20 protein-coding genes and 1 pseudogene are annotated in these 23,098 nt (G+C 37.7%); 9 read left to right on the top strand and 12 right to left on the bottom strand.

Annotated elements, in window-relative coordinates; genetic code table 11:
- Positions 1–12: 12 nt before the first annotated feature.
- Entirely contained in the window at positions 13–1,389 is a 1,377-nt protein-coding gene (gene mgtE, locus KQ486_RS10855) for a magnesium transporter (RefSeq protein ID WP_246569293.1), read from the bottom strand.
- Positions 1,390–1,528: 139 nt separating this feature from the next.
- Here mgtE and KQ486_RS10850 point away from each other — a divergent pair, with 139 nt between their 5' ends.
- The gene (locus KQ486_RS10850) at positions 1,529–2,707 is read left to right on the top strand and encodes an FtsW/RodA/SpoVE family cell cycle protein (protein WP_144160086.1); all 1,179 of its coding nucleotides are present in this window, start codon (positions 1,529–1,531) and stop codon (positions 2,705–2,707) included.
- A gap of 82 nt (positions 2,708–2,789) precedes the next feature.
- Positions 2,790–3,335, top strand: a complete 546-nt coding sequence (locus KQ486_RS10845; RefSeq protein ID WP_216687637.1) for a hypothetical protein — start codon at positions 2,790–2,792, stop codon at positions 3,333–3,335.
- Here KQ486_RS10845 and KQ486_RS10840 read toward each other — a convergent pair.
- Genes KQ486_RS10840 through yjbM form a run of 3 tightly spaced genes read right to left on the bottom strand, consistent with a single transcriptional unit; the run spans position 3,314 to position 5,675 of the window.
- On the bottom strand, positions 3,314–4,189 hold the full coding sequence (locus tag KQ486_RS10840; RefSeq protein ID WP_144160092.1) for an RluA family pseudouridine synthase: 876 nt from the start codon (positions 4,187–4,189) through the stop codon (positions 3,314–3,316). The genes KQ486_RS10845 and KQ486_RS10840 overlap by 22 nt on opposite strands.
- Positions 4,190–4,213: 24 nt before the next feature.
- Positions 4,214–5,026 carry an NAD kinase gene (locus KQ486_RS10835; protein WP_144160095.1) on the bottom strand — a complete coding sequence of 271 codons (813 nt, stop codon included), beginning with the start codon at positions 5,024–5,026 and terminating at the stop codon, positions 4,214–4,216.
- Between the two features lie 34 nt (positions 5,027–5,060).
- Positions 5,061–5,675: a GTP diphosphokinase gene (yjbM, locus tag KQ486_RS10830; protein WP_144160098.1), complete on the bottom strand. Its 615-nt coding sequence runs from the start codon at positions 5,673–5,675 to the stop codon at positions 5,061–5,063.
- A gap of 137 nt (positions 5,676–5,812) precedes the next feature.
- Here yjbM and KQ486_RS10825 point away from each other — a divergent pair, with 137 nt between their 5' ends.
- From KQ486_RS10825 to KQ486_RS10810, 4 genes are all read left to right on the top strand, one after another.
- On the top strand, positions 5,813–6,391 hold the full coding sequence (locus KQ486_RS10825; protein WP_144160101.1) for a CYTH domain-containing protein: 579 nt from the start codon (positions 5,813–5,815) through the stop codon (positions 6,389–6,391).
- Between the two features lie 98 nt (positions 6,392–6,489).
- On the top strand, positions 6,490–6,873 hold the full coding sequence (locus KQ486_RS10820; RefSeq protein WP_144160103.1) for a globin domain-containing protein: 384 nt from the start codon (positions 6,490–6,492) through the stop codon (positions 6,871–6,873).
- A 28-nt stretch (positions 6,874–6,901) separates the two neighbouring features.
- Positions 6,902–7,795: a DsbA family protein gene (locus tag KQ486_RS10815; RefSeq protein ID WP_255439647.1), complete on the top strand. Its 894-nt coding sequence runs from the start codon at positions 6,902–6,904 to the stop codon at positions 7,793–7,795.
- Positions 7,796–7,866: 71 nt separating this feature from the next.
- Positions 7,867–8,034, top strand: coding sequence for a hypothetical protein (locus KQ486_RS10810; protein ID WP_186278516.1), 168 nt, complete (start codon positions 7,867–7,869; stop codon positions 8,032–8,034).
- A gap of 503 nt (positions 8,035–8,537) precedes the next feature.
- Here the strand turns inward: KQ486_RS10810 and pepF are convergent.
- From pepF to mecA, 4 genes are all read right to left on the bottom strand, one after another.
- The gene (gene pepF / locus KQ486_RS10805) at positions 8,538–10,346 is read right to left on the bottom strand and encodes an oligoendopeptidase F (RefSeq protein WP_144163617.1); all 1,809 of its coding nucleotides are present in this window, start codon (positions 10,344–10,346) and stop codon (positions 8,538–8,540) included.
- Between the two features lie 37 nt (positions 10,347–10,383).
- Entirely contained in the window at positions 10,384–11,595 is a 1,212-nt protein-coding gene (locus tag KQ486_RS10800) for a competence protein CoiA (protein WP_216687636.1), read from the bottom strand.
- A 19-nt stretch (positions 11,596–11,614) separates the two neighbouring features.
- On the bottom strand, positions 11,615–13,129 hold the full coding sequence (gene cls, locus KQ486_RS10795; RefSeq protein ID WP_216687635.1) for a cardiolipin synthase: 1,515 nt from the start codon (positions 13,127–13,129) through the stop codon (positions 11,615–11,617).
- A gap of 856 nt (positions 13,130–13,985) precedes the next feature.
- Positions 13,986–14,687 carry an adaptor protein MecA gene (mecA, locus tag KQ486_RS10790; RefSeq protein WP_144163619.1) on the bottom strand — a complete coding sequence of 234 codons (702 nt, stop codon included), beginning with the start codon at positions 14,685–14,687 and terminating at the stop codon, positions 13,986–13,988.
- 380 nt (positions 14,688–15,067) lie between these two features.
- Between mecA and KQ486_RS10785 the strand changes: the two genes are divergently transcribed.
- Positions 15,068–15,760, top strand: coding sequence for a TerC family protein (locus KQ486_RS10785; RefSeq protein WP_144163620.1), 693 nt, complete (start codon positions 15,068–15,070; stop codon positions 15,758–15,760).
- Between the two features lie 49 nt (positions 15,761–15,809).
- Here the strand turns inward: KQ486_RS10785 and spxA are convergent, their stop codons facing one another.
- The 4 genes from spxA to KQ486_RS10765 form a co-directional block, all read right to left on the bottom strand.
- Positions 15,810–16,205, bottom strand: a complete 396-nt coding sequence (spxA, locus tag KQ486_RS10780; RefSeq protein ID WP_144163621.1) for a transcriptional regulator SpxA — start codon at positions 16,203–16,205, stop codon at positions 15,810–15,812.
- A gap of 270 nt (positions 16,206–16,475) precedes the next feature.
- Positions 16,476–17,063, bottom strand: coding sequence for a GNAT family N-acetyltransferase (locus KQ486_RS10775; RefSeq protein ID WP_216687634.1), 588 nt, complete (start codon positions 17,061–17,063; stop codon positions 16,476–16,478).
- Positions 17,064–17,330: 267 nt separating this feature from the next.
- A complete protein-coding gene (locus tag KQ486_RS10770) occupies positions 17,331–18,557 on the bottom strand; it encodes a putative glycoside hydrolase (RefSeq protein WP_216687654.1) in 1,227 nt (408 codons plus the stop codon).
- A 266-nt stretch (positions 18,558–18,823) separates the two neighbouring features.
- Complete coding sequence (locus KQ486_RS10765; RefSeq protein WP_144163623.1) at positions 18,824–19,642, bottom strand: ZIP family metal transporter; 819 nt, start codon at positions 19,640–19,642, stop codon at positions 18,824–18,826.
- 392 nt (positions 19,643–20,034) lie between these two features.
- Here KQ486_RS10765 and KQ486_RS10760 point away from each other — a divergent pair.
- Together KQ486_RS10760 and KQ486_RS10755 are read left to right on the top strand one after the other, a co-directional pair.
- A pseudogene (locus KQ486_RS10760) lies at positions 20,035–22,082 on the top strand (catalase).
- Between the two features lie 325 nt (positions 22,083–22,407).
- Positions 22,408–22,716 carry a DUF378 domain-containing protein gene (locus tag KQ486_RS10755; protein ID WP_144163625.1) on the top strand — a complete coding sequence of 103 codons (309 nt, stop codon included), beginning with the start codon at positions 22,408–22,410 and terminating at the stop codon, positions 22,714–22,716.
- Positions 22,717–23,098 lie beyond the last annotated feature (382 nt).

Genomic DNA, 23,098 nt, shown 5'->3' with positions numbered 1-23,098 from the left:
TTAAGTTTGGCTTTATATCAACAAATACATAAAGGAAGTGGCCAAGCCAAAATAAATCAATACAGAAATAATGTCGTTAATCGTCGTGATGAATGGTCCACTTGCGACCGCTGGGTCTATATTAAATTTATGCATCAATAATGGCATCAACGAACCGGCTATCGTAGCAACTAAAAGAGATGCAGCAATCGAAACACCGACAATGACACCAAGGTATAAATGATTCATCCATACAAGAATGATCAAAAACATCAATAAACCACATGTAATACCCGTAATGAAACCAGTTAATGTCTCTCGACGAAGTCGCTTAAAAAAGCCCTCTTTTGAAATCTCTCCTGTTGCCAAACCTCTTACTGTAACAGCTAGTGCTTGTGTTCCACTATTTCCAGCCATTCCAGCAATCAACGGTATGAATATAGCTAAAACCGCCACTTGGTCAAGTGTTTCTTCAAATCTTCCAATGAGGCTTGCTGTAATAAGTCCAAGAAACAGTAAAATAATGAGCCATGGCAAACGTTTTTTTGCAGCATTGAAAGCTGTTTGATCCCCAGGATCCATATCTGTAACAGCCGCTAATTTAGAATAGTCATCACTGGCTTCAATATCCATGACATCTAAAATATCGTCTACGGTAATGATTCCGAGCAAATGTTGTTGAAAATCGACGACAGGTAACGCTAAGAAATCATAGTCTCTCATTAACTGAGCAATATCTTCCTGGTGATCGCCAACATATGAAGAGACAACTCGGTCACTCATGACGTCACTGACTTTATCATCCTGTTCGGAAATGATTAAATCCCTAAGAGACATAACACCAACTAGTCTTTGTTCATCGTCAATCACAAATACATAGTATATCGTTTCTGCATCAGGTGCAGCCGAACGCAGATGTACCATCGCTTCTCGAATCGTCATATTTTGATTAATGACGACATATTCAGTTGTCATAATACTACCGGCCGTTTTTTCTTCGTAATGGAGTAAGCTGCGAATTTCATCAGCTTCTACTTTGTCCATTAACATTAACAAGCTCGTCACTTGATTTTTATCCAACAGATTCAATATATCAACTGCATCATCTGTCGGAAGATCATCGAGAATCCTAGCAGCATATTCTGGATTCATTTCAAGCAAACGCTCACTGAAGAAATCAAAATTCATATGTGTACTAAGTTCAGACATTTCTTCTGGTGAGAGATACGTATAGATTTGAAAACGATCTTCACTTGACACTTCTTCAAAAATCGTTGCCTGATCATAAGGATGAAGACTTAAGTAAGCTTCTCGGAATAGTTCTATATCATTGTCTTTTAACGATTTTAAAACATCACGATAATTTTCTTTTCGAAGGAATTCCATATTTTCTCCGTTGTTATTTTCCATAAAAAAACCTCCTCAAGGAAGCCAATCCGTAGTATTATTGTATAATGGGTCAATTTATTCGACAAATGACTCATCTATTTTAAATTGTCGAGAATTGACGTATGATTAAAAAGAAACAAACCTTATAAGGGGAATATACATGGAAAACTACTCTAAAGAAAAATATCCTTTAGATTCTTTTTTAATTACAATCATTGTAGCATTGATTGCCATCAGTTGCTTTACTTTATATACGTTACAGGATTTCTTGCCCGGTGACATATCAGGAATCAAATTTTCCATCCGGCAAATCATTTGGTTTTTAGTAGGTAGTATGGGTGTCGCCGCCATCATGATATTAGATTTTGATTGGTACCGAAAGATTGCTTGGGGCATTTATGGGTTCGGTGTGTTTTTACTAGCAGGACTGTTTTTCTTACCTTGGAGCTCGACATTGAACGGAGCTACACGATGGTATGAAATTGCTGGTCAAACCATTCAACCTTCCGAATTCATGAAAGTTTTCTTCGTTGTCGGATTGGCTCACATGATTACATCACACAATGAAAAATGGACAAAGAAAAATCTAACCTATGACTTGGTTTTGTTAGCCAAGTTATTAGCGATGTCTTTGCCTCCTTTCGTTTTAATTGCTCTACAACCTGATCTAGGTTCTGCTTTGGTAATTGTTTCGATCACTGGTTTTCTTACATTGATTTCTGGAATACGTTGGAGAACTTTACTTACAATTTTTGGACTTGCCTTTGGTACGTTGGCTGTCATTGTTGTTTTATATCTAACAAACACCGAAAGATTCATTGCCTTATTAATGGACAGCCCATTCGATCACGTAGCTTATCGGATTCAAGCATGGCAAAATCCTCATCTGTACAGTGACGGATCAGCTATGCAAGCAATTAAATCCATGCTCGCTATCGGTTCTGGCCAATTATTTGGTAAAGGAATTATGGGCTTTGAAGTTTATATTCCTGAAAGACATACGGATATGATTTTCACAGCAGTTGCTGAGCAGTTTGGTTTTATCGGTGCCAGTGTTGTCATCGTACTTTATTTTTTGATGATCTACCGAATCATTAAAATAGCATTAGATAGTAAAGATCCATTCGGTACGTACCTATGCGTTGGTATGGTTGGGTTATTTTCATATCAAATCTTTCAAAATATCGGAATGTCTGTCCAACTATTACCTTTAACGGGAATTCCATTGCCATTTTTAAGTTATGGAGGTACCTCCTTGCTTGTATATATGGCAGCCATCGGTCTCGTTCTAAATATTCATTCTCGTAAAAGAGAATTTATGTTTGAATCTGAACAATAATTCAATCATTATATTAATAGAGACATAGACAACAAATGAATTCTTATGATGGGGAAAACGGTTGATTAGCGGAGGGGAAAGTATGGACGAAGAAGTACAACGGAAGGTTTTGTGGGTGATCGGAGCGATCATCCTTGGAATCACTGGGATCTTAGTTTCATTAATTGGACCAAATATGATCTTGTACTATTTATATGAGCACAATCAAACAAATGTTTTTTTAATTGATGTGCCGATTATTGCTAATATCTTATTAGGTATTGGCACACTCTCTTTTGTCATGTTTTGCATTTTAATGATTTTCGAACGAAAAATGATTAAAGCAGCCGGGATTCTTATGTTAGTCATTGGTCTTGGCTTAAGTTACGTAAGTTTTAATTTGTACAATATGTTTGCAGTAGATGAAATCACCATAAAAAAACCGTTAGATAAAGAGAATTTTACATGGTCCGAAATTGAAAGTGCTGCTTTCACTTATGACGATGCAGCAAACGATACAGAAATTTCCTTTCATCTTCCTGATGAAAAGAAAGATTTTACGCTTTCTCAGAAACATGCCGGGGATGTCGGAACCATGAAGGTATTATTAAAAAGAAATGATGTCCCTTATGAAGAGAAAGAAGCATAAATGGATTTCAAGTCGTTTGGCAAATGGCTATTAAAATGAATTCGTTCTTCGCTGTATGGGTGAATGAAACTGAGCGACTGGCAATGTAACGCTTGTCGACTTAACAACTGTGTTGAACCTCCATATAAATCATCCCCAACAAGTGGATGCCCCATATAAGAAAAGTGGACTCGAATTTGATGTGTCCGACCTGTTTCCAATTGAATCTTTATAAACGAGCAATTATTCTTTTTTTCGAGTAAACGAAAATGAGTAATTGCTCGTTTTCCTGTTTCTGAGACCATTCGCTCAATGATAGAAGTCGGTTTTCGACCAATCGGCAAATCAATGATCCCCTCCTCTTCTTTCATATCCCCTTCAACGATTGCTAGGTAATTTCGATCGATTGGTCTTTGTTGCAACAAATGGTGTGTATATCGATCTTTTGCGATAACGACTAAGCCGGAGGTGTTCCGGTCTAACCGAGTGACAATGTGAAACGTCTTCTCTATACCTCTTTTTTGATAATCATGCATAACGCCATTCGCTAATGTTGGCATGTTTGCATCATTGGGATTCGGTAAGACAGCCAATCCACTTTGCTTATTGACTACGAGGATAGCTGAATCTTCGTAAACTTTCTCAATCTCTAACGGCATGGGAGAAATCGTTGTGGACCGAACTTCTTCTGGAAATTGTATCTCCAATTGATCACCAGATATAAGTTTTGTACGCACAGTCACATGTTCCCCGTTCAACCGAATCTCTCCACGCTCTTTTACATCTTTCAATAATCGATTCGAAAAAAACCGTACATGAAGTAAATAATCACGTACGGTTGATTGGCTATATTCATCAGTGATTTTCCATCTCATTTTGTTTCACCCTTACACGGACAATTAATCATTTTCTGTTCTGGCATTAGAAATAAATGAATCATGTACTCGTTTCCAGAACGGAAATGGTCTGAACCGAGCAAAGCGTACTCGTTCTTCTGCAACACGGCATTGAATCGAATGCACTTGATTGAAACTCATTGTCAAATGATCGATCGTAATCAGGAATGTTCGATCATTCTTAGGCCGTAATACCGTTGTATGGTGTTTCGGCAATATTAACGGTGAGCCGACTGTACGGAATACACGATTGTTAATCGATGCCATCTCGGTAATTTGATAGGCTTCTAACGAGGGATGGATGATCGCTCCACCCAATGCTTTGTTATAAGCTGTCGATCCTGATGGGGTTGAGATACATAGACCGTCACCTCGAAATGTTTCAAAATGTTCCCCTTTGATTTCCACGTCCAAGACAACTGAGCCTTCCGCTGTCTTTACAGATGTTTCATTCAGTGCAAGATAACGGTGTTCATGTTCATAATCTTTTGGACGGATGATTAGCTCTAACAAAGGATACTCAATGACTTGGAATGGCGTTCTAGCTATTTCAATGATCAGTTTTTCCAATTCACTTGGAATCCAGTCTGCATAAAATCCTAAATGTCCTGTGTGAACCCCAATAAAAGCTGTTTCTTTCAATCGATGATTATAACGATGAAATGCTTCAAGTAACGTTCCGTCTCCACCAACTGAAATGACTAGGTCCGGCTCTTCTTCATCATAATCCATATCGAATTCAGATAAGTAGCTTTTAAATTTCGATTTGATTTCCTTCGAAACGCTATCTCCTCTACACTGTACATAAAATTTCATAGAAATACTCCTTTTCTCTTCGAATGAAAATCCATTAATCTTTTTTTCTTCTGAACACTTTTTGGGCGTCTTGGATTTCCTGTCTGATTTTTGACATTTCTTCATCCAACCGGAAAGCTGCTTCTGCTGCATTACGCAGTCTTGTTTGGACTTCCTCTGGCAGTTGCCCTGAGTATTTATAATTAAGTGAATGTTCATTGATCGCCCAAAAATTCATCGCGAGAGTTCGGATTTGAATTTCGGCTAAAAGGTTCTTCACCCCATAGATTGTTTCTACCGGATAGCGAATAACAATATGATAAGAACGGTAGCCGCTCTCCTTATTTTTTTCAATATAATCTTTTTCCTCGATAATTTCAAAGTCTTGTCTTTCCCGTATCAATTCAACGATTTCATAAATATCTTCAACGAAAGGACAGACTACGCGAAGCCCTGCGATATCTTGTACTTCCTCTTCCATTTTCGAAAGTGGTATTCCACGCCGCTTCGCTTTTTCAATGATACTTGTAATAGGTTTTACCCTTCCGGTTACGAATTCAATCGGTGAATGGCGGGATTCATAATCGAATTGCTTTCGCATTCCTTTTAGCTTGATCTTCAGCTCGTCAACGGTTTGTGTATAAGGCGCTAAGAAAATATCCCAATTCATAGCTGCATTCCTACTTTCTCCAACTTACTGATTTTCCATATTCCATTGTATCACAAATTAATTATGGTCAGAATCTTTGCCATATGCCTAATAATATCGGATAATAAGAAGAAGATTTGCAGCCAGGAGGTGGCTCTATGCAAGAAATTGAAATTGAACTAAAAAACGAGCTGAACGATGAAGAATATACATATCTAAAAAACACGTTATTTAAAGAAGCGCAAATGAAAGAGCAAACGAATCACTATTTCGAGACAAGTGACTTTCAACTAAAAAATGCCAGCTCGGCACTTCGTATTCGATTCAAAAAAGGAAGCTATGTTTCCACATTAAAAGAACCTCAGTCAGAAGGGTTACTGGAAACACATGACGAACTGGACGATGAAGTTGCCAAAGCATGGATGAACGGCCATGTGTCACTTGGCCCAAACATTCGGAAGCAAATCGAAAAACTAAATATCTCAGAGAAGTCGATTCAATACTACGGACAGTTAACGACCTACCGACAAGAAATACAAAAAGATGATTGTTTGCTCGTATTGGATCATAGTATTTATCATCAGCAAGAAGATTACGAGCTAGAAATTGAAGCACCGAGCACACAAAAGGCAGAGAACATGCTTCAAGAAATTCTGACAACCTATCAGATTGAACGACGTCGTATTGAAAGCAAAATCAAACGGTTCTTTTCAGCAAAACAATCAGACTCACAATAAATTGAAAATTTTTCAAGTAACGTCAAAAGACATAATATTTGATAGATAGAAAGAGCGTTGCTACAATAATGAAGTATCAGAAAGAGAGGATCTAATTCATGACTGTTCAAAGAGCGAATATATACGATGACATTGGGGGAGCTGAAACCATCAATAAATTGGTCGATGCTTTCTACAAACGAGTCGGCAAGCACCCTGATTTGATTCCAATCTTTCCAGAAGATTTGACAGAGACAGCAAGAAAGCAAAAATTATTTCTAACTCAGTTTTTCGGTGGGCCGAATCTGTATGTTCAAGAACGAGGCCATCCAATGATGCGTGCAAGACATTCACCGTTCCCTATTACGCCAACAAGGCGTGATGCTTGGCTAGCGTGTATGGATGCAGCGTTGGATGAAGTAGAAATAGAGGAACCATACCGAAGTGCAATGTTTGAGCGTTTACGTATGACTGCAAATCATATGATGAATACGCCCGAATAAGTATTATAGGGGGAAAGGGGAAATCGATGTGGAAGAGAAGTCATCGCAAGTTATTGTCGAGCTAGCATCGAAAGAAGATTCCCAAATTGACCATTATCTAAATAAACCATTAGAAATGTACTTATTTATAGATCCGATGTGCCCAGAATGTTGGTCCTTTGAACCGTATATTAAAAAGTTGATCAGTGAGTACGGACATTATTTTAAATTAAGGCCGATTATTACCGGGTCACTGTCTTCTTTATATAATCCGACTCCAGCTTATATACGAGAGAAAATCAACGATTGGGATCAAACAGCAAAAATGACTGGAATGTGTTGTGATCCAGATTATTGGCTAGTCAATCCTGAAACATCACCTTGGCCTGTCTCTCTTGCAATTAAAGCTGCGGAGTTACAAGGACAACGAGCTGGCACAAGATATTTACGCAAGGTTCGTGAATATTTATTCCTAAGCAAGAAAAATATCTCCGAAATTGAAAATCTAGTAAAAATTGCCGAACGAGTCAATTTGGATGTCGAAGAATTTCAAAAAGATTTACATTCTGAAGCAGCCAAACATGCTTTATTGGGAGATTTAAACTTAACACGTGAAATGGAAGTTGACCAAACACCTTCAATTGTTTTATTCAATCGTGAAGATGAATATGATGGTCTCAAGATTACCAGTACATTTGACTATGAACTGTATGAGCGAGCTTTAATGGAGGTCATAGGAAAACACATTTCACCAAGTATTAAACCAAGTCTGATTGATTTCTTGGCCGAACATCAATTCGTCGCGACAAAAGAAGTCGCTTTTGTCTTTGATTGGTCAATGAAGAAAACAGAAAGAGAATTATTAAAGTTATCATTTAACAATCGAATTGAAAGAATTCATGCAAAGTACGGAAGTTTTTGGATGTATAAACAAACGACATAAATTTAATGATTCTAGTACTCATACTTTATCTACCTGCCCCGTAATATAATAGTAGACAGGAGTTGATCGCTATGTTGATCGTCTTAGGCTGGCTATTATTATTAATCGGGGCTTTTTTAGTGAACATCTTAGGAATGATGGAACTATTACCTCGTTTTTTTACGTTTCCACTTTTTTTCACTGTCATCTTTATATTTATTTACACTGTTTCGCAGAAGAACTCCATTCGACGGAGATAAACAGTATACGAACAGAAGTAGTGCGGTTAGCGCGGTGCTTTGAGCGTGAAATCTTAAAAGATGATAGCACTGCTTTGAACGATTAGCACACTTGATCGAACAATTAAGTACTTAAGAAATATTAATCCAATTCCTTTAACAGTGCACGACATCGTTTCGAGAATAATATTTCCCATAATCTTCGCTCTATAGGACTTTCTAGTACTTTTTTTCAACCGTTCGGGCGTATAGAGCCACTCTATAAGACTTTCCTGCAGGTTTTTTCAACCATTCGGGGGTATAGAGCCGCTCTATAGGACTTTCCTGTAGGTTTTTTCAATCATTCGGGCGTATAGAGCCGCTCTATAGGACTTTCCTGTAGGTTTTTTCAATCATTCGGGCGTATAGAGCCGCTCTATAGGACTTTCCTGCAGGTTTTTGTAACCGTTCGCGGGTATAGAGCTATAAAAAACCATTCCACAGTTGGCAGATATAATGCCGTATGTGGAATGGTTTTTTTATTTTTATTCAGCTAATAATTTTTCAAATTCGTCTAGTTTTGCATCGAATACATCCAATGCTTTATAAATCGGATCTTTCGTCGTCATATCGACGCCCGCTTTTTTCAATACGTCAATCGGGTCTTCGCTACGCCCTGCTTTTAAATAATCCTTATAACGTTCGACTGCAACTTCTCCCTCAGTTAAGATTTTATCAGCTAAGGTTGTTGCCGCAGCGTATCCTGTTGCATATTGATAAACATAGTAGTTCATGTAAAAATGCGGGATTCTTGCCCACTCATACCCAATTTCTTCGTCTACATGAACGTTGTTGCCGAAGTATTTTTTATTTAAATCATAATAAATAGACGTTAATTTGTCAGCTGTTAGTGCTTCACCATTTTGGTCACGTTGATGAATTTCATGCTCAAATTCAGCGAACATTGTTTGACGGAAAAATGTTGCTCGGAATCCTTCCAAGAAGTTGTTGAGCAAGTATAATTTTTTGTTCTTGTCTTCCAATGTTTTTAGCAAGTAATCATTCAATAGGGCTTCGTTTGCAGTTGATGCAACTTCAGCAACAAAGATTGAGTACGAGCCGTATCTCTTGTTTTGATTTTGATGGGTGTAATAACTGTGAAGCGAGTGGCCCAATTCATGTGCCAATGTAAACAAGTTATCGATATTGTCATTCCAATTCATCAAAATATACGGTCGTGTCAAGTAGCTTCCAGATGAATAGGCTCCACTTCGTTTCCCTTTTGTTTCTAACCAATCGATCCAGCGTTCATTATAAGCTTTTTGTAAAATGGAGTTGTATTCTTCTCCAAGTGGCTTAAGGCCTTCCAATACATGCTCTTTCGCTTCATCAATTGTCACTTCAATTTTCTCATCCACGAGCGGTGTATAAATATCATACATATGCAATTCATCTACACCTAATACTTTTTTCTTAAGATCCATAAAACGATGAAGTGATGGTAACCGATCATTGACCGCATCGACTAATTGGTCGTATACTTTTTCAGGGATATTGTTTCGGTCTAGTGATGCTGCACGAGCTGAATCATAATTGCGTGCATCCGCATAAAAGTTCGCACCTTTTACTTGGCCACTTAGTGTTGCCGCGAATGTATTTTTAAAGCTTTTATACGTGTTATGCATACCCAGGAATGCACTTTTGCGAACTTCTCGGTCCTTGGAATCAAGAAATTCCCGATAACGACCACTGGATAATTGAACTTCTTCTCCCTCTTCATTCGTAATTTTGGGCAATTCAATATCCGCATTATCCAACATACCAAATGTTTTTCCAGCTGTAGTTGAAACTTCTTGTGATTTAGCGAGCAATACTTCTTCTTTCTCGCTTAGAACATGAGGTCGAGATTTCATAATATCTCGCAATGTTTTCTCATACGTCTTCAATTCTTCATTTTGGGTTAAAAATGACTCAATTTGTTCATCAGACATTCCAAGAATCTCTGGTGTCACAAAACTGAATGCACTCATCGCTTCTGTCGCAAGACTTGCAGCTCTTGCATTTTGGTCTTGGTATTTACTATTTGTCGTATCCTGATCGGAACGCATATGTGCATAAACATATAACTTTTCCAATCGTCCATCAAACTCGTCTTCAAATTGGAATAACTTCAGTAAATTTTCTGGTGAATCTGCCAATGTCCCTTTAAATTTCTCAACCTTCTTATACTCTTCTTTCAACGCTTCAAATTCTTCTTCCCACTCTTCATCGGTTGAAAAAATGGCTTCCAGATTCCATGTCAGCTCTGTGGGAACTTCTTCTCTTGTCTTCAGTCCTGTACTCTCTTCACTCATCTATGTAACCTCCCTGTTTAATGATTCTTACAATTCTTTATTTTATAGCAGTTTCCACGGATTGTAAAAAGAAACTTCCCTCTCTTCTTAGTATTTCCCCAAAATGTTCTAATATATTTCGATCAAATAAAATGGCTTCATCTAAGGTTTTCGGGAATCGAGGATGTTTGCGGACAACCCAACCGTGTGGTGTTTTTTGAAGATAACCGAATAAAGTCAGTAAGGAAAGATATTCATATAGCGGATGAACAGATGACGTAGAATATTGCATAGTAACTGTTTTTGCAAAAGATTCGGTACAGACCATTAAAGCTTCTGTCCAAGAAATACACTCGCCAATGTTTTTCTTTTGCCAGCAGTTCAGTAGGAATTGTGTTTGCCAAACGTAATTAGGAATAAGTAAACGGTGATTTGATTGGACCGGTAAGTGCACACAGGCTGGGAGGTATTGAGGATGAAGATACTTTTGATATAACATCGACATGAACTTCTTGTCGACTTCTGAAGCGTACTTTTGTTGCTTGGAACGTAGTTGCTGTTTTTCTTTCAACCAATACGATTTAAAGCGATTCCAAGGAATGTTCGTTGGCAAGCTTTGAAATGTTTCTAATCCTACCTGTCTGAGTGATCGATGCGTGCGTTGGACAAAACTTCGTAAATGTGAGGAATAAAATTGTGATAATAGGGTCAGTCTTTTTTTGGAAGTAGAATAAAATAAAAGGATTGGTTGATTAAAAGGAGGTTCTTTCATAATTGCAGATTTCAAAAGAGGTGAGAGTCGAAAGGAGTGATTATATAGAGATTTTAAATAACGTTCACCAAAAATCCAGATTGGCACAAATCCTGCCTGTCGAATTCCTGTTGTCCTTGTTTCAAATTCTTCTAATGAAATGGGAGCGCATTGATATTCAAAGGCAATAGCTGTTTTACCAACTCTTGCGACGACATCAATGCGCTGATCGACTTCAAGTAGTGAATATTCCAAGGCGGAAGGATAACCATGATTCTGGCACCATTGATATAATTCCATTTTCCCATTCAGATGCTCTGCTGATTCTCCTTGTTGCATTGAACAATTGCTCGTTTGTTCATGCGCGAAGTGAGGAACGTTGATCCTCCCGGCCTTCAGAATGACTTTCTCATTACATTCGGGACATGTAAAGGATTCGTGACGAAGTTGGCTGATTTCTTGCTTATTCTTTTTATAAGCAGTAATCAATTTACCGTACTTATTTTTTGCAACCAGCAAGGGCAGCCCTCCTCTCATTTTATAATAATGGAGATAATAAGCGGAAAAATGATTCCATCACACGGATAAAAATAGAACGTTTATTAAATGTTTCAGGGACCAACTCGTTTGAGTCAAGAAAGTCTCTTTCAAAATCTTCTTTAAGTTCAATCGTACTATCTGTTTTAAAGAGAAAAGCATTCACCTCAAAGTTTAAATGAAAGCTTCTCATATCCATATTGGACGTACCAATGCTTGCTAATTCGTCATCAACTAACATGACCTTACTATGCATAAAGCCTTTTTCGTATTCAAACACCCGGATTCCTGCATCAAGCAACTCTGCAAAATAAGACCGAGATGCATGAAAAACCACACGTTTATCAGGCTTGCTAGGAACTAACAAACGAACATCCAGCCCACTTAGACTAGCGACTTTCATTGCTGTTAACACGTCATCATCAGGAATAAAATACGGAGATGCAATCCAGATTTTTTTCTTCGCGGATATGATCATCGCAAAATAAAGCTTTTTAATCGTTTCCCATTTATTATCAGGGCCTCCAGCAATCATCTGGACGCCACCCTGAATTTGATTATGATCTAAAACTTCAGGTTGAAGATACTTATGCTCCAAGAGTTGTTCGTCCGTTTCATATTGCCAGTCTCTCAAGAAAATCAATTGCAAACTTCGAACAGACTCACCGCGAACGTATAGATGCGTATCTCGCCATTTACCGTACATTTTTACTTTGCCTAAATATTCATCACCAATATTCAAGCCACCCATGAAACCGATTTTTCCATCAACAATAACGATTTTACGATGATTTCTATAATTGATCCGACTCCCAATTAACGGGAATCGAACAGGGGCAAATGCTTGAACATGAACTCCTGCTTCCTTCATTTGATCAAAATAGAGTCTAGGTAATGCCCAGCAACCAACGGCATCATATAAAAATCGCACCTCTACACCTTGCTTGGCTTTCTCGATTAACACTTCTTGAATTTGTTTTCCAATTTGATCATTACGCACAATATAATATTCCAGGTGAATATGATGCTTTGCTTCCTTTAAAGCTGCGATCAACTCTGGAAACTTCTCTGCTCCATTGGTAAGTACATGCGTATCCGTGTTAAAGGATATCGGAGAATTTCCGAGTTCCTGTGCCAAACGAAAAAACATTTTTTGATGGTCGCCCATTTGCTCAATTTCTTCATGGTCAAATATCCGGCTGACTTCAAACATGTTGAATGCTTTTTCATCTGCTTCTTTTTTCTTTTCGAAACGCTTTTTCTTTTTGTAATTTCGTCCGAATAGCAAGTAAAAGAAGAAGCCGATTACTGGAAATACGGCAAAAATAAGAATCCAATTTAGTGTTTGTGATGGGTCCCTATTTTCAATGAAGATTGTAAAAACAATTAATGTTGCCGAGACGATAATAAAAATCGTGACAGTACCGATTAATTGACCTTCCAAAAAACTGTAAGATATCCATCCAGTTATAACCAATAATCCTAAAAATAATGACACTTGCACCCATTTAAGCATCATAAAGCCCCTTTTTATGTTAACTCCTAAGATCGATGACTATTGCTACCATACTCAATAGCCCATAATTATTCAATTGCCCATTATCTCATTATACCATGAGCAAATTGAAGTTTCAGTCAATAGTATGCTTGATTTAATGCATTTGTTTATAATAATTAAAAATTACCCTTTTTACAGATTCTTTTTGGCAGCAGAATAAATTTAATCGGTGGCTCTGCGTAAATTTCGTGAAAAAGGGCTCCCTATATAATCAAATGGAATCGATGGTTTGTCATTCGGTTGAATAAAGATTTCCTATTCACCCGAATCGAGGCGCGCATTCGTTATTCGGGCGAATTGACTGCCTCTATAAACCCGAACCGAGGCGTGCATTCATTATTCAGGCGAATTGATTGTCTCTATAAACCCGAATCGAGGTGTGCATTCATTATTCGGGCGAATTGACTGCCTCTATAAACCCGAATCGAGGCGTGCATTCGTCGTTCGGGCGAATTGACTGCTTCTATTCACCCGAACAGAGGCGTGCATTCGTCGTTCGGGCGAATTGACCGTCCCTATAAACCTGAATCGAGGCGTGCATTCATTATTCGGGCGAATAGACTGCCTCTATACACCCGAACCGAGACGAGCATTCGTTGTTCAGGCGAATAGACTGCCTCTATACACCCGAATCGAGACGAGCATTCATTATTCAGGCGAATAGACTGCCTCTATACACTCGAATCGAGACGAGCATTCGTCGTTCGGGCGAATAGAGTGTCAATAATTTATCGATCACAAGATGCCATCATATGTAACATGCTTCTTAGAAAATAAGACAAAAAAATAACTGACAAAAGATGGTTGTCAGTTATTAAAACGTTTCTCTCAATTGTTTTAATGCATTTTGTTCAAAAATACTGGTTCCATACTCGACGAGAAGGTGAATCGTTTCGCTCGTTTCTTCACCATATTCCAAGATGCGGCTAATATAGTTCTCTTGCTCTGTTTCACTTAAGAATCCAATCGGAAAGTTAACATACAAGTAATATTGATTTTCTTTTGCAAAAAACTGATCCTCAATAAACCGTGTATCCCGAATGGAATGACTTAAAGAAATAGCGTCTTCCAGATCATCGAATTTCACAGTCATATTCAAATCTTCATCTTCTTCAGGCGCTGTTTTCGTTCGTTTTGAACCTCTCGCATAAGCCTCTTTTTTCCTTTGTTTGTGAGGAACACTGTTTTCGATTAGTGATTCAATTTTTTCATTCATACTCGTATCCATCGGTGTTTCTTCTCCATCTGGAAATTCCAGTTTAGAACCGTCTTGAGATATTTCTGCTTTCGTAACGACGATTTCTAAGCCTTTATCCATCGCTTGCACTTGAATCCATAATGGACCATCAATATTAAACGTCTCTCTGTCGTTAACTTCATCCATCATTTCCCAGAAGAGTTGCTCACCTTTATCGCGGTTATACCAGATATCTTCCCGTTTAAAGCCACGATCTTCAATGTCTCTGTATGATATATAAAATTTCAACGTATTTTCATTGATACGTTCTATTTCCATTTATCGTCCTCTCCCTTCGAATTATTTTGAGGAAGGATTACGTTTCTTCTTACTAGTGTATTACCCGTAATCAAAATCATTCAATCATCGCATAAATCAATATACTTATTCATATTGTATGGTAACTACATTGATTTGGTATGGACAATTTACAAGTTCCATATTCGCCCTTGAATCGGACAAGCGATGCCTCTCGTCTACTCTTTGATTTCTATAATCGCTTAAAAATTTCCTTCAACTTTTTTCTTTATTTTTATCTAGTTTTAAAAATTAATTATAAAGGATTTTATCTCTTTGAACAACTAAATTGCTCTCGTACTCGATTGTGATTTATTGCCAACTGGAATCACCTTTTTGCGATTAAAATATGGAGGTTTATTATGGAAATATTTTTTACAGAACTATTCACTGATTTAAACTGGGATATCTTCAAGGCTGTATTAATTATTATTGGTTTGGATTTAATCCTTGGAGGTGATAATGCAGTTGTCATTGCAATGGCTAGCCGGAACCTACCTGAACGACTACAAAATAAAGCAATTGCACTGGGAACAATTCTCGCGGTTTTCATTCGTTTTTTACTCGCTTGCGTCGCCATCTATTTACTCACAATTCCTTATTTACAATTAATCGGTGGATTGTTTTTACTTTATATTGCCTTTTCTTTACTAAAAGATGAAGAGGACGACCAAGAAATCCAAGCATCTGGTACATTATTTGGAGCAGTTAAGACGATTGTTATTGCTGATGTTGTCATGGGATTTGATAACGTTTTGGCAATTTCAGCGGCTTCCAATCAAAATTTTCGACTAATTTTGTTTGGATTGGCTGTTTCTGTTCCGATCATCGTTTTTGGGAGTAGATTAATTTTATTTGCCATGAAAAAGTATCCGTTAATCATTTATTTTGGTGCATCTTTATTAGCTTATACAAGCGGAGAACTAATGTTAAATGAAAAGAAACTTGAAACGTTTATTGAATCCGTACCATACATCCAAATTGGTTTACCAATCTTTCTAATTCTTGTCATATGCTTTTATGGCCGGTCAAAAAACATACCCATAAAAGCATAGAAAAACAGCCACCATGTAGTTTACACAATGACTGTTGACATCCTATTTTTTAATTTACCATTCGCTGTGCTTCTTTTAACTGGAAAGAACGAACTTTCCGAGGTAAGAAACGACGAATCTCATCTTCGTTATAACCGACTTGAAGTCGCTTATCATCCAAGATAATTGGTCTTCTCAATAATCCAGGATTGTCCTGAATCAATTTAATCAACTTTTTCAATGGTAATTGATCTAATCCCACGTCTAAGGTTTGGAATACCTTTGAACGTGTAGAGATAATCTCATCCGTACCATCTTCAGTCATGCGAAGAATTTGTTTAATTTCATCTTCGCTTAAATTCTCAGAGAAGATATTGCGTTCGTTGTAAGGTATTTCGTGTTCTTCTAGCCACGCTCTTGCCTTTCTACAAGATGTGCAGCTTGGTGAAGTAAATAATGTTACCATGCCATTCACTCTCCTTAAAGGGCTTTCAACACGAGTTAAAATATTTTAAAATCGCTATTAGATTAAAATAACTTTAATTTACTTGGGTATGGCTTAAGTATACTACAATCAATCTGATATGAATAGGTGGATTCAACATTTGTAATCAAAACTTCATATTTGCTATTATTCGCTTTAGTTAAGTATTACCCTGTATATATTATTATAAACCTAAAAGTTGGATTTTTTTAAAATAAAAAAGCTGCCTCTTCTACTAGGCAGCTGTAAACCTTACGTGGATTGCAATTTATTAGCATCTTCAAAAATATCCGTCTCTCTTTTTCTGCGTTTAAATACTTGGTCAACGGGCTGATAGCTCTCCCCATATATTTCTTTATCTTTATATGTGTGTATGTCCACATATGTTTTTTTCATTTTCTCATAAATCTGTTCCTCATCTTCATCGATTGGTGACCAAAATAAAATTTCCAGTGGATTCACTTCATTCGTTGCAATCGATTTTTTCTCATAACCAATCGTTTTAGCATGTTGAAAATTCTCTCGTTCATAAAACCTCAGCCGTTTAGCCGTGTCTGTATCTTCGTAATCTATAGGTTCCACTTCAAGAATAATGGGTTTACCCTTTGATTTTAGCTGTTCGAATAATTGCTTTCCTATTCCTTTACCACGAGCTTTTGATGATACATATACATAGTCAACGAAAACAAATTGCTCATATTCAGCATACATCAATACATGATCTTCACTCTCATCTTTGTGATAAACATTTCCTTTTTCATCTAATAAAATCTCAAAGTGTTCTTTCGATTTCATTTCTTCAATTGGAAAGTATTCATTTAACTTTTCGTACCAACTCATATTTCCGCTCCTTTATCGACCAAATTAATTTCTGATTTTTCACTTACATTTATTTAGTCTATAGGAAGGCGATTAGAAAGTTAAACCGCATTAAGCTTGATTATTCAGCTTTGAATTGGATTAAATGGAATCAGGATCACCTTAACTCCTGTATTCGTATAGATCCACTTAATGCCTTTCGGATGGATCAGTTTATGGAAATTAATAACTTATTTAATCCAAAAAAGTGCCGTAGAAAGATTTAACTTTCTACAGCACTCCCTGTAACTATTTCGGATCGAAGTTGACCCCTTCTGTATATTGATTTCCTGCGTTCCAAATCAGATATTCGTAAATTTCATTATCGTATAAAGCACGGATTTGAGCCTCTACTTCTTCTTTTCCATATGTGAACGCCTGACCAGACGGATATAACCAACTGGCTGTGAAATCTTGAATCCATGGTCTGGAAATCGGTCGGTCCTCAAGTTGGCCCAACAATTCATTTTCCTTTTTACTGTATTCATCAACAAGTTTATATGGTTCGGTATCAGGATTTTCAATACCAAAATAAGATGTCCAGTGACTTGGATAAATCATGGAAGAGATCACATCAACGTTATCGGCAATCTGTAGGAAGTTTTGCCCGATGCCTGGTGCTTCTTCAATCGTTGCCGTATAGCCGAAGATATCTACAGAAACATCTACATCATAAGCTTCTAGTTCCTTATTTGCATATTCTACGAAGCTAGTCACCGCATTGACACGCTCTTTTATGTTATTTAAGTCTGCTTTGTCAAAGTCTCCTCGACTATATTCAAGTGATTCATCCCGTTTTTCAAAACCTTCTGGGAAACGGACATAGTCAAATTGAATTTCCTGAAAACCCATTTTTGCTGCCTCTTTGGCTATTTCAAGATTATATTCCCAAACATCTTTAATAAATGGGTTAACAAAAGCTTCTCCTTTACCATTTTTCCATATGGATCCATTTTCTTTAAATGACCATTCAGGTTTCTTTTCTGCTAGTTTCGTATCTTTGAAAACAACAATTCTAGCAACTGGGTAAATCTCTTTTTCTTCCAATTCTTGCATCATTGCTTGAGGGTCTTTAATATACTCTTGAGAAAATTCGCTATATAACTTATCTTCATCTTCCACTTTGTATGTGATATTTCCAAAATCATCTTTAATATCAATGACCATTGTATTTAATGCCGTAGAAGAAATCAGATCCGTCAAGTAATTAAATCGTTCACCACCTGCCGAATGACCTGTAACGTAAACGCCTCGAACTGCATCCGGATACTCAAAATCAAAACCAGTTTGATAAACGAAACGAGGGACAGGATCAGGTAGCACTTTCTCCGCTAATTCTGTAGAGAATTGCGTATGTAACTGCACGACTTGTCCTTCTTTTTCTTCTTCTTCTTCTTCTGCATGAATTGACATTCCAAATAACAGCGTAACTGATATCACTATGAGAATCTGTGCAAAAATCTTGTTGTTCTTCATCATATACTATCCCCCATCTATTACTCATACAATAAGTCTATTATATTATGTTTTCACTGTAAATGGGACTTATTTCTACAATTTTTTCAGGTCTATCAAAATAGCATTTATGTGGGTTACTAAACATCGAAAACTTTAAAGAACTTGGCCGGTCGTAAATTTCTCTTCAACCGATATTCTTATTTCCCGCCAACTTAGTGGCTAAAACTCGACTGACCAAAATCAACCATAATAAAAGAGCGGAGTTTACTCCGCTCTCAGTAAATTTAGCCTAATGCAACGTCTAAAATCATCATGATGACAAAACCAATCATTAACCACATTGTCGCCATATCTTTATTCCCATTTTCTTGTGAGCCAGGTATGACTTCCTCGACAACAACGAAGATCATTGCACCCGCTGCAAAACTTAGTGCATAAGGAAGCGTTGGCGCCATCCATGTTACTGCTAAAAAGCCGACGATTGCAGATATCGGTTCGACCATTCCTGAAAACTGTCCGTAAAAAAAACTTCTAAAGCGTGACATTCCTTCACGTCGAAGTGGCAAGGAGATCGCAGCACCTTCAGGTATATTTTGAAGGCCAATTCCTAATGCGAGTGTACTTGCTCCGATAAGAGCTGTTGTCGAATCAACAGCAGAAGCAACCGCACCAAACGCTACCCCGATCGCCAGACCTTCAGGAATGTTGTGAAGTGTTACAGCCAGAATTAACAATGTACTCCGTTTTCTTTTTTCAGGTTGATATCCTTCCGGTTGATTCCGTCTTGCATAAGCATGCATATGAGGTATTAGTTTTCCCATTGCCCATAAGAAGATTGCACCAACAAGGAATCCGATCGCAGCAGGTAGCCAACCAGGTAGCCCGCTCTCTTCTGCTCTGCTGATTGCTGGGGATAACAATGACCAAAAACTGGCTGCAATCATTACGCCTCCCGCAAATCCAAGCATACCGTCCATAATTTTTAAATTAACTTTCTTTGCTACAAGCACGGATGCAGCGCCTACTGATGTTGTTAGCCACGTAAATAATCCTGCAATTAATGTTTGATTAAATAAACTTAAATCCATAAACCAATCAAGCATAAGTTGATCTCACTTCTTTCTATTTTAAATTCAAAATTCATTAGTCAATTTACCATATGTGAAATATACCAAAAGTGTTTCCCTTGGTCAACATTTATTTTAAAATACTTAAAAACCAAGCACCTGTGGCTTTTGCTCACTAATCAATTCTATGCTTGCCTTCGAGTTTTGGCCCTTCCGTCAATTCGTAGCTCCTCAGTTGAATGATTTTACTGTTCTTTTGGAATCTTGTCTTTGATTAATTACCCCATTCACCCTGACATTAATTATGATTTTGCAACTTATAATATTGTCAGAACTCTTTAATCATTGGCTGCATAATCGTTCTAATTATGCAAACCATACATACAGATATAAATGGACATAAATTCAATGATAGGATGGATGATTACATGAGTGAAGATTTATCAAAAGATCAAAATAAGCGTGCAACGAACCCAAAACAAGAGCAACTTGATCAGTATCGCATCCAAAATACCGGTAAGCCTATGACAACGAATCAGGGAAGGAAAATATCCAATGATTCAGAGACGTTAAAAGCAGGTGAACGGGGTCCTTCTTTACATGAAGATGTTCATTATTTCGAAAAAATGACGCACTTTGTGCAAGAGGAAGAACCTGAGAGAGTTGTGCATGCAAGAGGTTACAGCGCACACGGTGAGTTTGAATGTTACCAATCAATGCAGCATGTGACAAAAGCATGCTTCCTGAATGAACCAGGTAAAAAAACGCCTTTAACCGTCCGCTTTTCAACGGTCCAAGGGCCAAGAGGTTCTTATGATACCGCAAGAGACTTACGCTGTAAGGGAGTTAAATTCTATACAGAAGAAGGAAACTATGATTTAACGACGATTGCTATGCCGGTTTTGATCAATCAAGATCCAATGAAGTTCCCTGATGTTATCCATGCGTATCAGGCTAAATCGGATGATGATATACCGACTGCAACTGGAGCACATGATCACTTTTGGGATTATGTAGCGAATAATCCGGAAGCACTTCACATGGTGCAATGGATTATGTCAGATCGAGGGATCGTCAGAAGTTACCGAATGATGGAATCTTGGTCGATCAATACGTATTTGTTTGTCAATGAAGAAAATGTCGCGACATTTGTCCGTTTTGTTTGGAAACCAGTGCTTGGAACGCATTCCTTGCTTCAAGACGAAGCGATGAAACTAGGTGGAATTGATCCCGATTTTCATCGAAAAGATTTACGTGAAGCGATTGATAAAGGTTTTTATCCAGAATATGAATTAGGTGTTCAACTGATCCCTTTAGAAGATGAATTTAAATATGACTTCGATATTCTTGATCCGGCAAAGTTTTGGCCGGAAGAACTCATTCCTGTACAACTAGTCGGTAAATTGACACTCAATAAAAATATTGATAATTATCATACGGAATCTGAACAAGCTGCTTTTAATCCAGGAAATGTTATTCCAGGAATCGATTTTTCAAGTGACCCGATATTACAGGGCAGACTGATCGCCTATCAAACGGCTCAAGCTCATCGTATCGGGCCGAATTTTCAAGAATTGCCAATCAATAAGCCTGTCTGTCCGTTTCATAATAACCAACGTCGTGGACCGATGCGTTACCGAATCGATGTGGACCAAGTAAATTACCATGAAAATTCAATGGCGAATAATACACCATACACGACACCCCCTGAAGCTGGTGGTTATGAACATTATCCTCAGAAAGTGGATGGTCGGGTCGTTCGTGGTCGAAGTGAATCATTCAATGATTTTTTTACCCAACCACGCATTCTTTGGAATAGTTTAACACCAGTTGAAAAGAAACATACAATACAGGCTTTCAGCTACCAATTAGGTAAGGTGGAAAGTGAATCGGTTCGCCAGCAAAACGTCAACTTATTAGTGAACGTGGATCGAGAGCTTGCTTGTACTGTTGCTGACAATATTGGTGTTGAACATCCTGATGGGACGCATGTTCCTGTCACGACAAGCTATCCATCATTAAGTATGGCCAATATGCCATTTTATGCAGCCACACAAAAAGTCGGCGTACTAATCGGGAATGGCTTTGATGATAACGAAGTGACTAATATAATTCAGTTTCTAGAGAAGAATGATGTATTTGTCGATATTATTAGTGAACGACTTGGTACAGTGACAAGTAAAAACGGTATGCAACTAAAGCCGAATAAAACATTTTTAACGACCAGTCCTTATCCATCTACATAGTAGGTGGAGAATCCAAACAACAAGCCAAATTCATGAATGATATCTCCGAATTTGTGCATAACGCCTACAAGCATTACAAACCAATTGGTGTTGCGACGACTGGTCAGCCTTATATACAAGCATTTGAGAACAATAACTTATCAGGTGTCGTATTTGCGGCTAACAATCCAAATTTCAATCAAGATTTCCTATCTGCGATTGCACAGCAACGATTTTATGACCGAATCTAAAAAGTATGTTATTGATACATCCCCGTACGAACGATTTTGAATTTTTGATCGTCGTACGGGTTTATACTTGAATGCGTCATCAAATCACTCCGCTTTTTATTCATTTCACTCTCCCTTTGATCCTCTCCATTCAATCTTTTTTTATGATTTTGTATGAATCATTTTCAACTGCACAAGCTAGGGATGAACATTCTTTATGTACCAGTTTATCAAATAACAGATGACGTTTAGACGAGCAGGAAACGTTACACGTTATGGAATGATCGAAAACCCATACTTGAGCAAATATCATTTACAGCTGAACTATAATCAGGGGGGTGAATATGTGAACACTGCAAAACGAATCGCATTATTACTTGTAATTATTGGGGCAATCAACTGGGGCCTAATTGGTTTTTTCCAATTTGACTTAGTCGCATCACTTTTTGGTGGGCAAGATTCCCTTCTATCTAGAGTTGTATACGCACTCGTCGGGCTAAGTGGTCTTTATGCGATATCAATTTTATTTGATTCAGAAAGTGAAACTGCCTCGTCTTCGGCAGGGACATTACAATATGGAACAGAATTCAGTGAAGAAGATGATTTCACAGCACTGGAAGAAGAAAGACCAGATGATGATTTCGATTTACGTTAATTGTCAACCTGGAATGTATAATGTGAAAGCATTCGTTCAATTTGACGATGTCTTGTGATCGCGAAGACAGTCTAGCCACATTCAGTTATTCCTTTTCAACCTTATCAATGGAAAAATGTCATACGAATGAAGAGGCACTGACTTCGGTCGGTGCCTTTTTGGTGCTTATACTTTAATATTGAATCAGAGGAAGCCGACACCACAGCGCTCAGGTAGGAAGAAATTTGATAGCCAGCTAAAGTTCCATTTTAATTAGGCTTTGTCCTAATCAGGGATAGCGAGATTAAATAATGCGCTACCCTCGATTAGAGGCGTTCTATTCCATGGTAGCGAAGGAAATTAATGCGCTACCCCCGATTAGAGGCGTTCTATTCCATGGTAG

The organism is Allobacillus halotolerans (genome assembly GCF_018967645.1).
Classification (GTDB): domain Bacteria; phylum Bacillota; class Bacilli; order Bacillales; family Alkalibacillaceae; genus Allobacillus; species Allobacillus halotolerans.
The sequence above is the reverse complement of the archived record's forward strand: the minus strand, read 5'-3'. Positions and strand labels throughout refer to the sequence as shown.

Excerpts from the sequence above, each read along its gene's own strand:
- mgtE (WP_246569293.1), bottom strand. The coding sequence starts at position 1,389 with ATGGAAAATAACAACGGAGAAAATATGGAATTCCTTCGAAAAGAAAAT.
- KQ486_RS10850 (WP_144160086.1), top strand. The coding sequence starts at position 1,529 with ATGGAAAACTACTCTAAAGAAAAATATCCTTTAGATTCTTTTTTAATT.
- KQ486_RS10845 (WP_216687637.1), top strand. The coding sequence starts at position 2,790 with ATGGACGAAGAAGTACAACGGAAGGTTTTGTGGGTGATCGGAGCGATC.
- KQ486_RS10840 (WP_144160092.1), bottom strand. The coding sequence starts at position 4,189 with ATGAGATGGAAAATCACTGATGAATATAGCCAATCAACCGTACGTGAT.
- KQ486_RS10835 (WP_144160095.1), bottom strand. The coding sequence starts at position 5,026 with ATGAAATTTTATGTACAGTGTAGAGGAGATAGCGTTTCGAAGGAAATC.
- yjbM (WP_144160098.1), bottom strand. The coding sequence starts at position 5,675 with ATGAATTGGGATATTTTCTTAGCGCCTTATACACAAACCGTTGACGAG.
- KQ486_RS10825 (WP_144160101.1), top strand. The coding sequence starts at position 5,813 with ATGCAAGAAATTGAAATTGAACTAAAAAACGAGCTGAACGATGAAGAA.
- KQ486_RS10820 (WP_144160103.1), top strand. The coding sequence starts at position 6,490 with ATGACTGTTCAAAGAGCGAATATATACGATGACATTGGGGGAGCTGAA.
- KQ486_RS10810 (WP_186278516.1), top strand. The coding sequence starts at position 7,867 with ATGTTGATCGTCTTAGGCTGGCTATTATTATTAATCGGGGCTTTTTTA.
- pepF (WP_144163617.1), bottom strand. The coding sequence starts at position 10,346 with ATGAGTGAAGAGAGTACAGGACTGAAGACAAGAGAAGAAGTTCCCACA.
- cls (WP_216687635.1), bottom strand. The coding sequence starts at position 13,129 with ATGCTTAAATGGGTGCAAGTGTCATTATTTTTAGGATTATTGGTTATA.
- mecA (WP_144163619.1), bottom strand. The coding sequence starts at position 14,687 with ATGGAAATAGAACGTATCAATGAAAATACGTTGAAATTTTATATATCA.
- KQ486_RS10785 (WP_144163620.1), top strand. The coding sequence starts at position 15,068 with ATGGAAATATTTTTTACAGAACTATTCACTGATTTAAACTGGGATATC.
- spxA (WP_144163621.1), bottom strand. The coding sequence starts at position 16,205 with ATGGTAACATTATTTACTTCACCAAGCTGCACATCTTGTAGAAAGGCA.
- KQ486_RS10775 (WP_216687634.1), bottom strand. The coding sequence starts at position 17,063 with ATGAGTTGGTACGAAAAGTTAAATGAATACTTTCCAATTGAAGAAATG.
- KQ486_RS10770 (WP_216687654.1), bottom strand. The coding sequence starts at position 18,557 with ATGAAGAACAACAAGATTTTTGCACAGATTCTCATAGTGATATCAGTT.
- KQ486_RS10765 (WP_144163623.1), bottom strand. The coding sequence starts at position 19,642 with ATGCTTGATTGGTTTATGGATTTAAGTTTATTTAATCAAACATTAATT.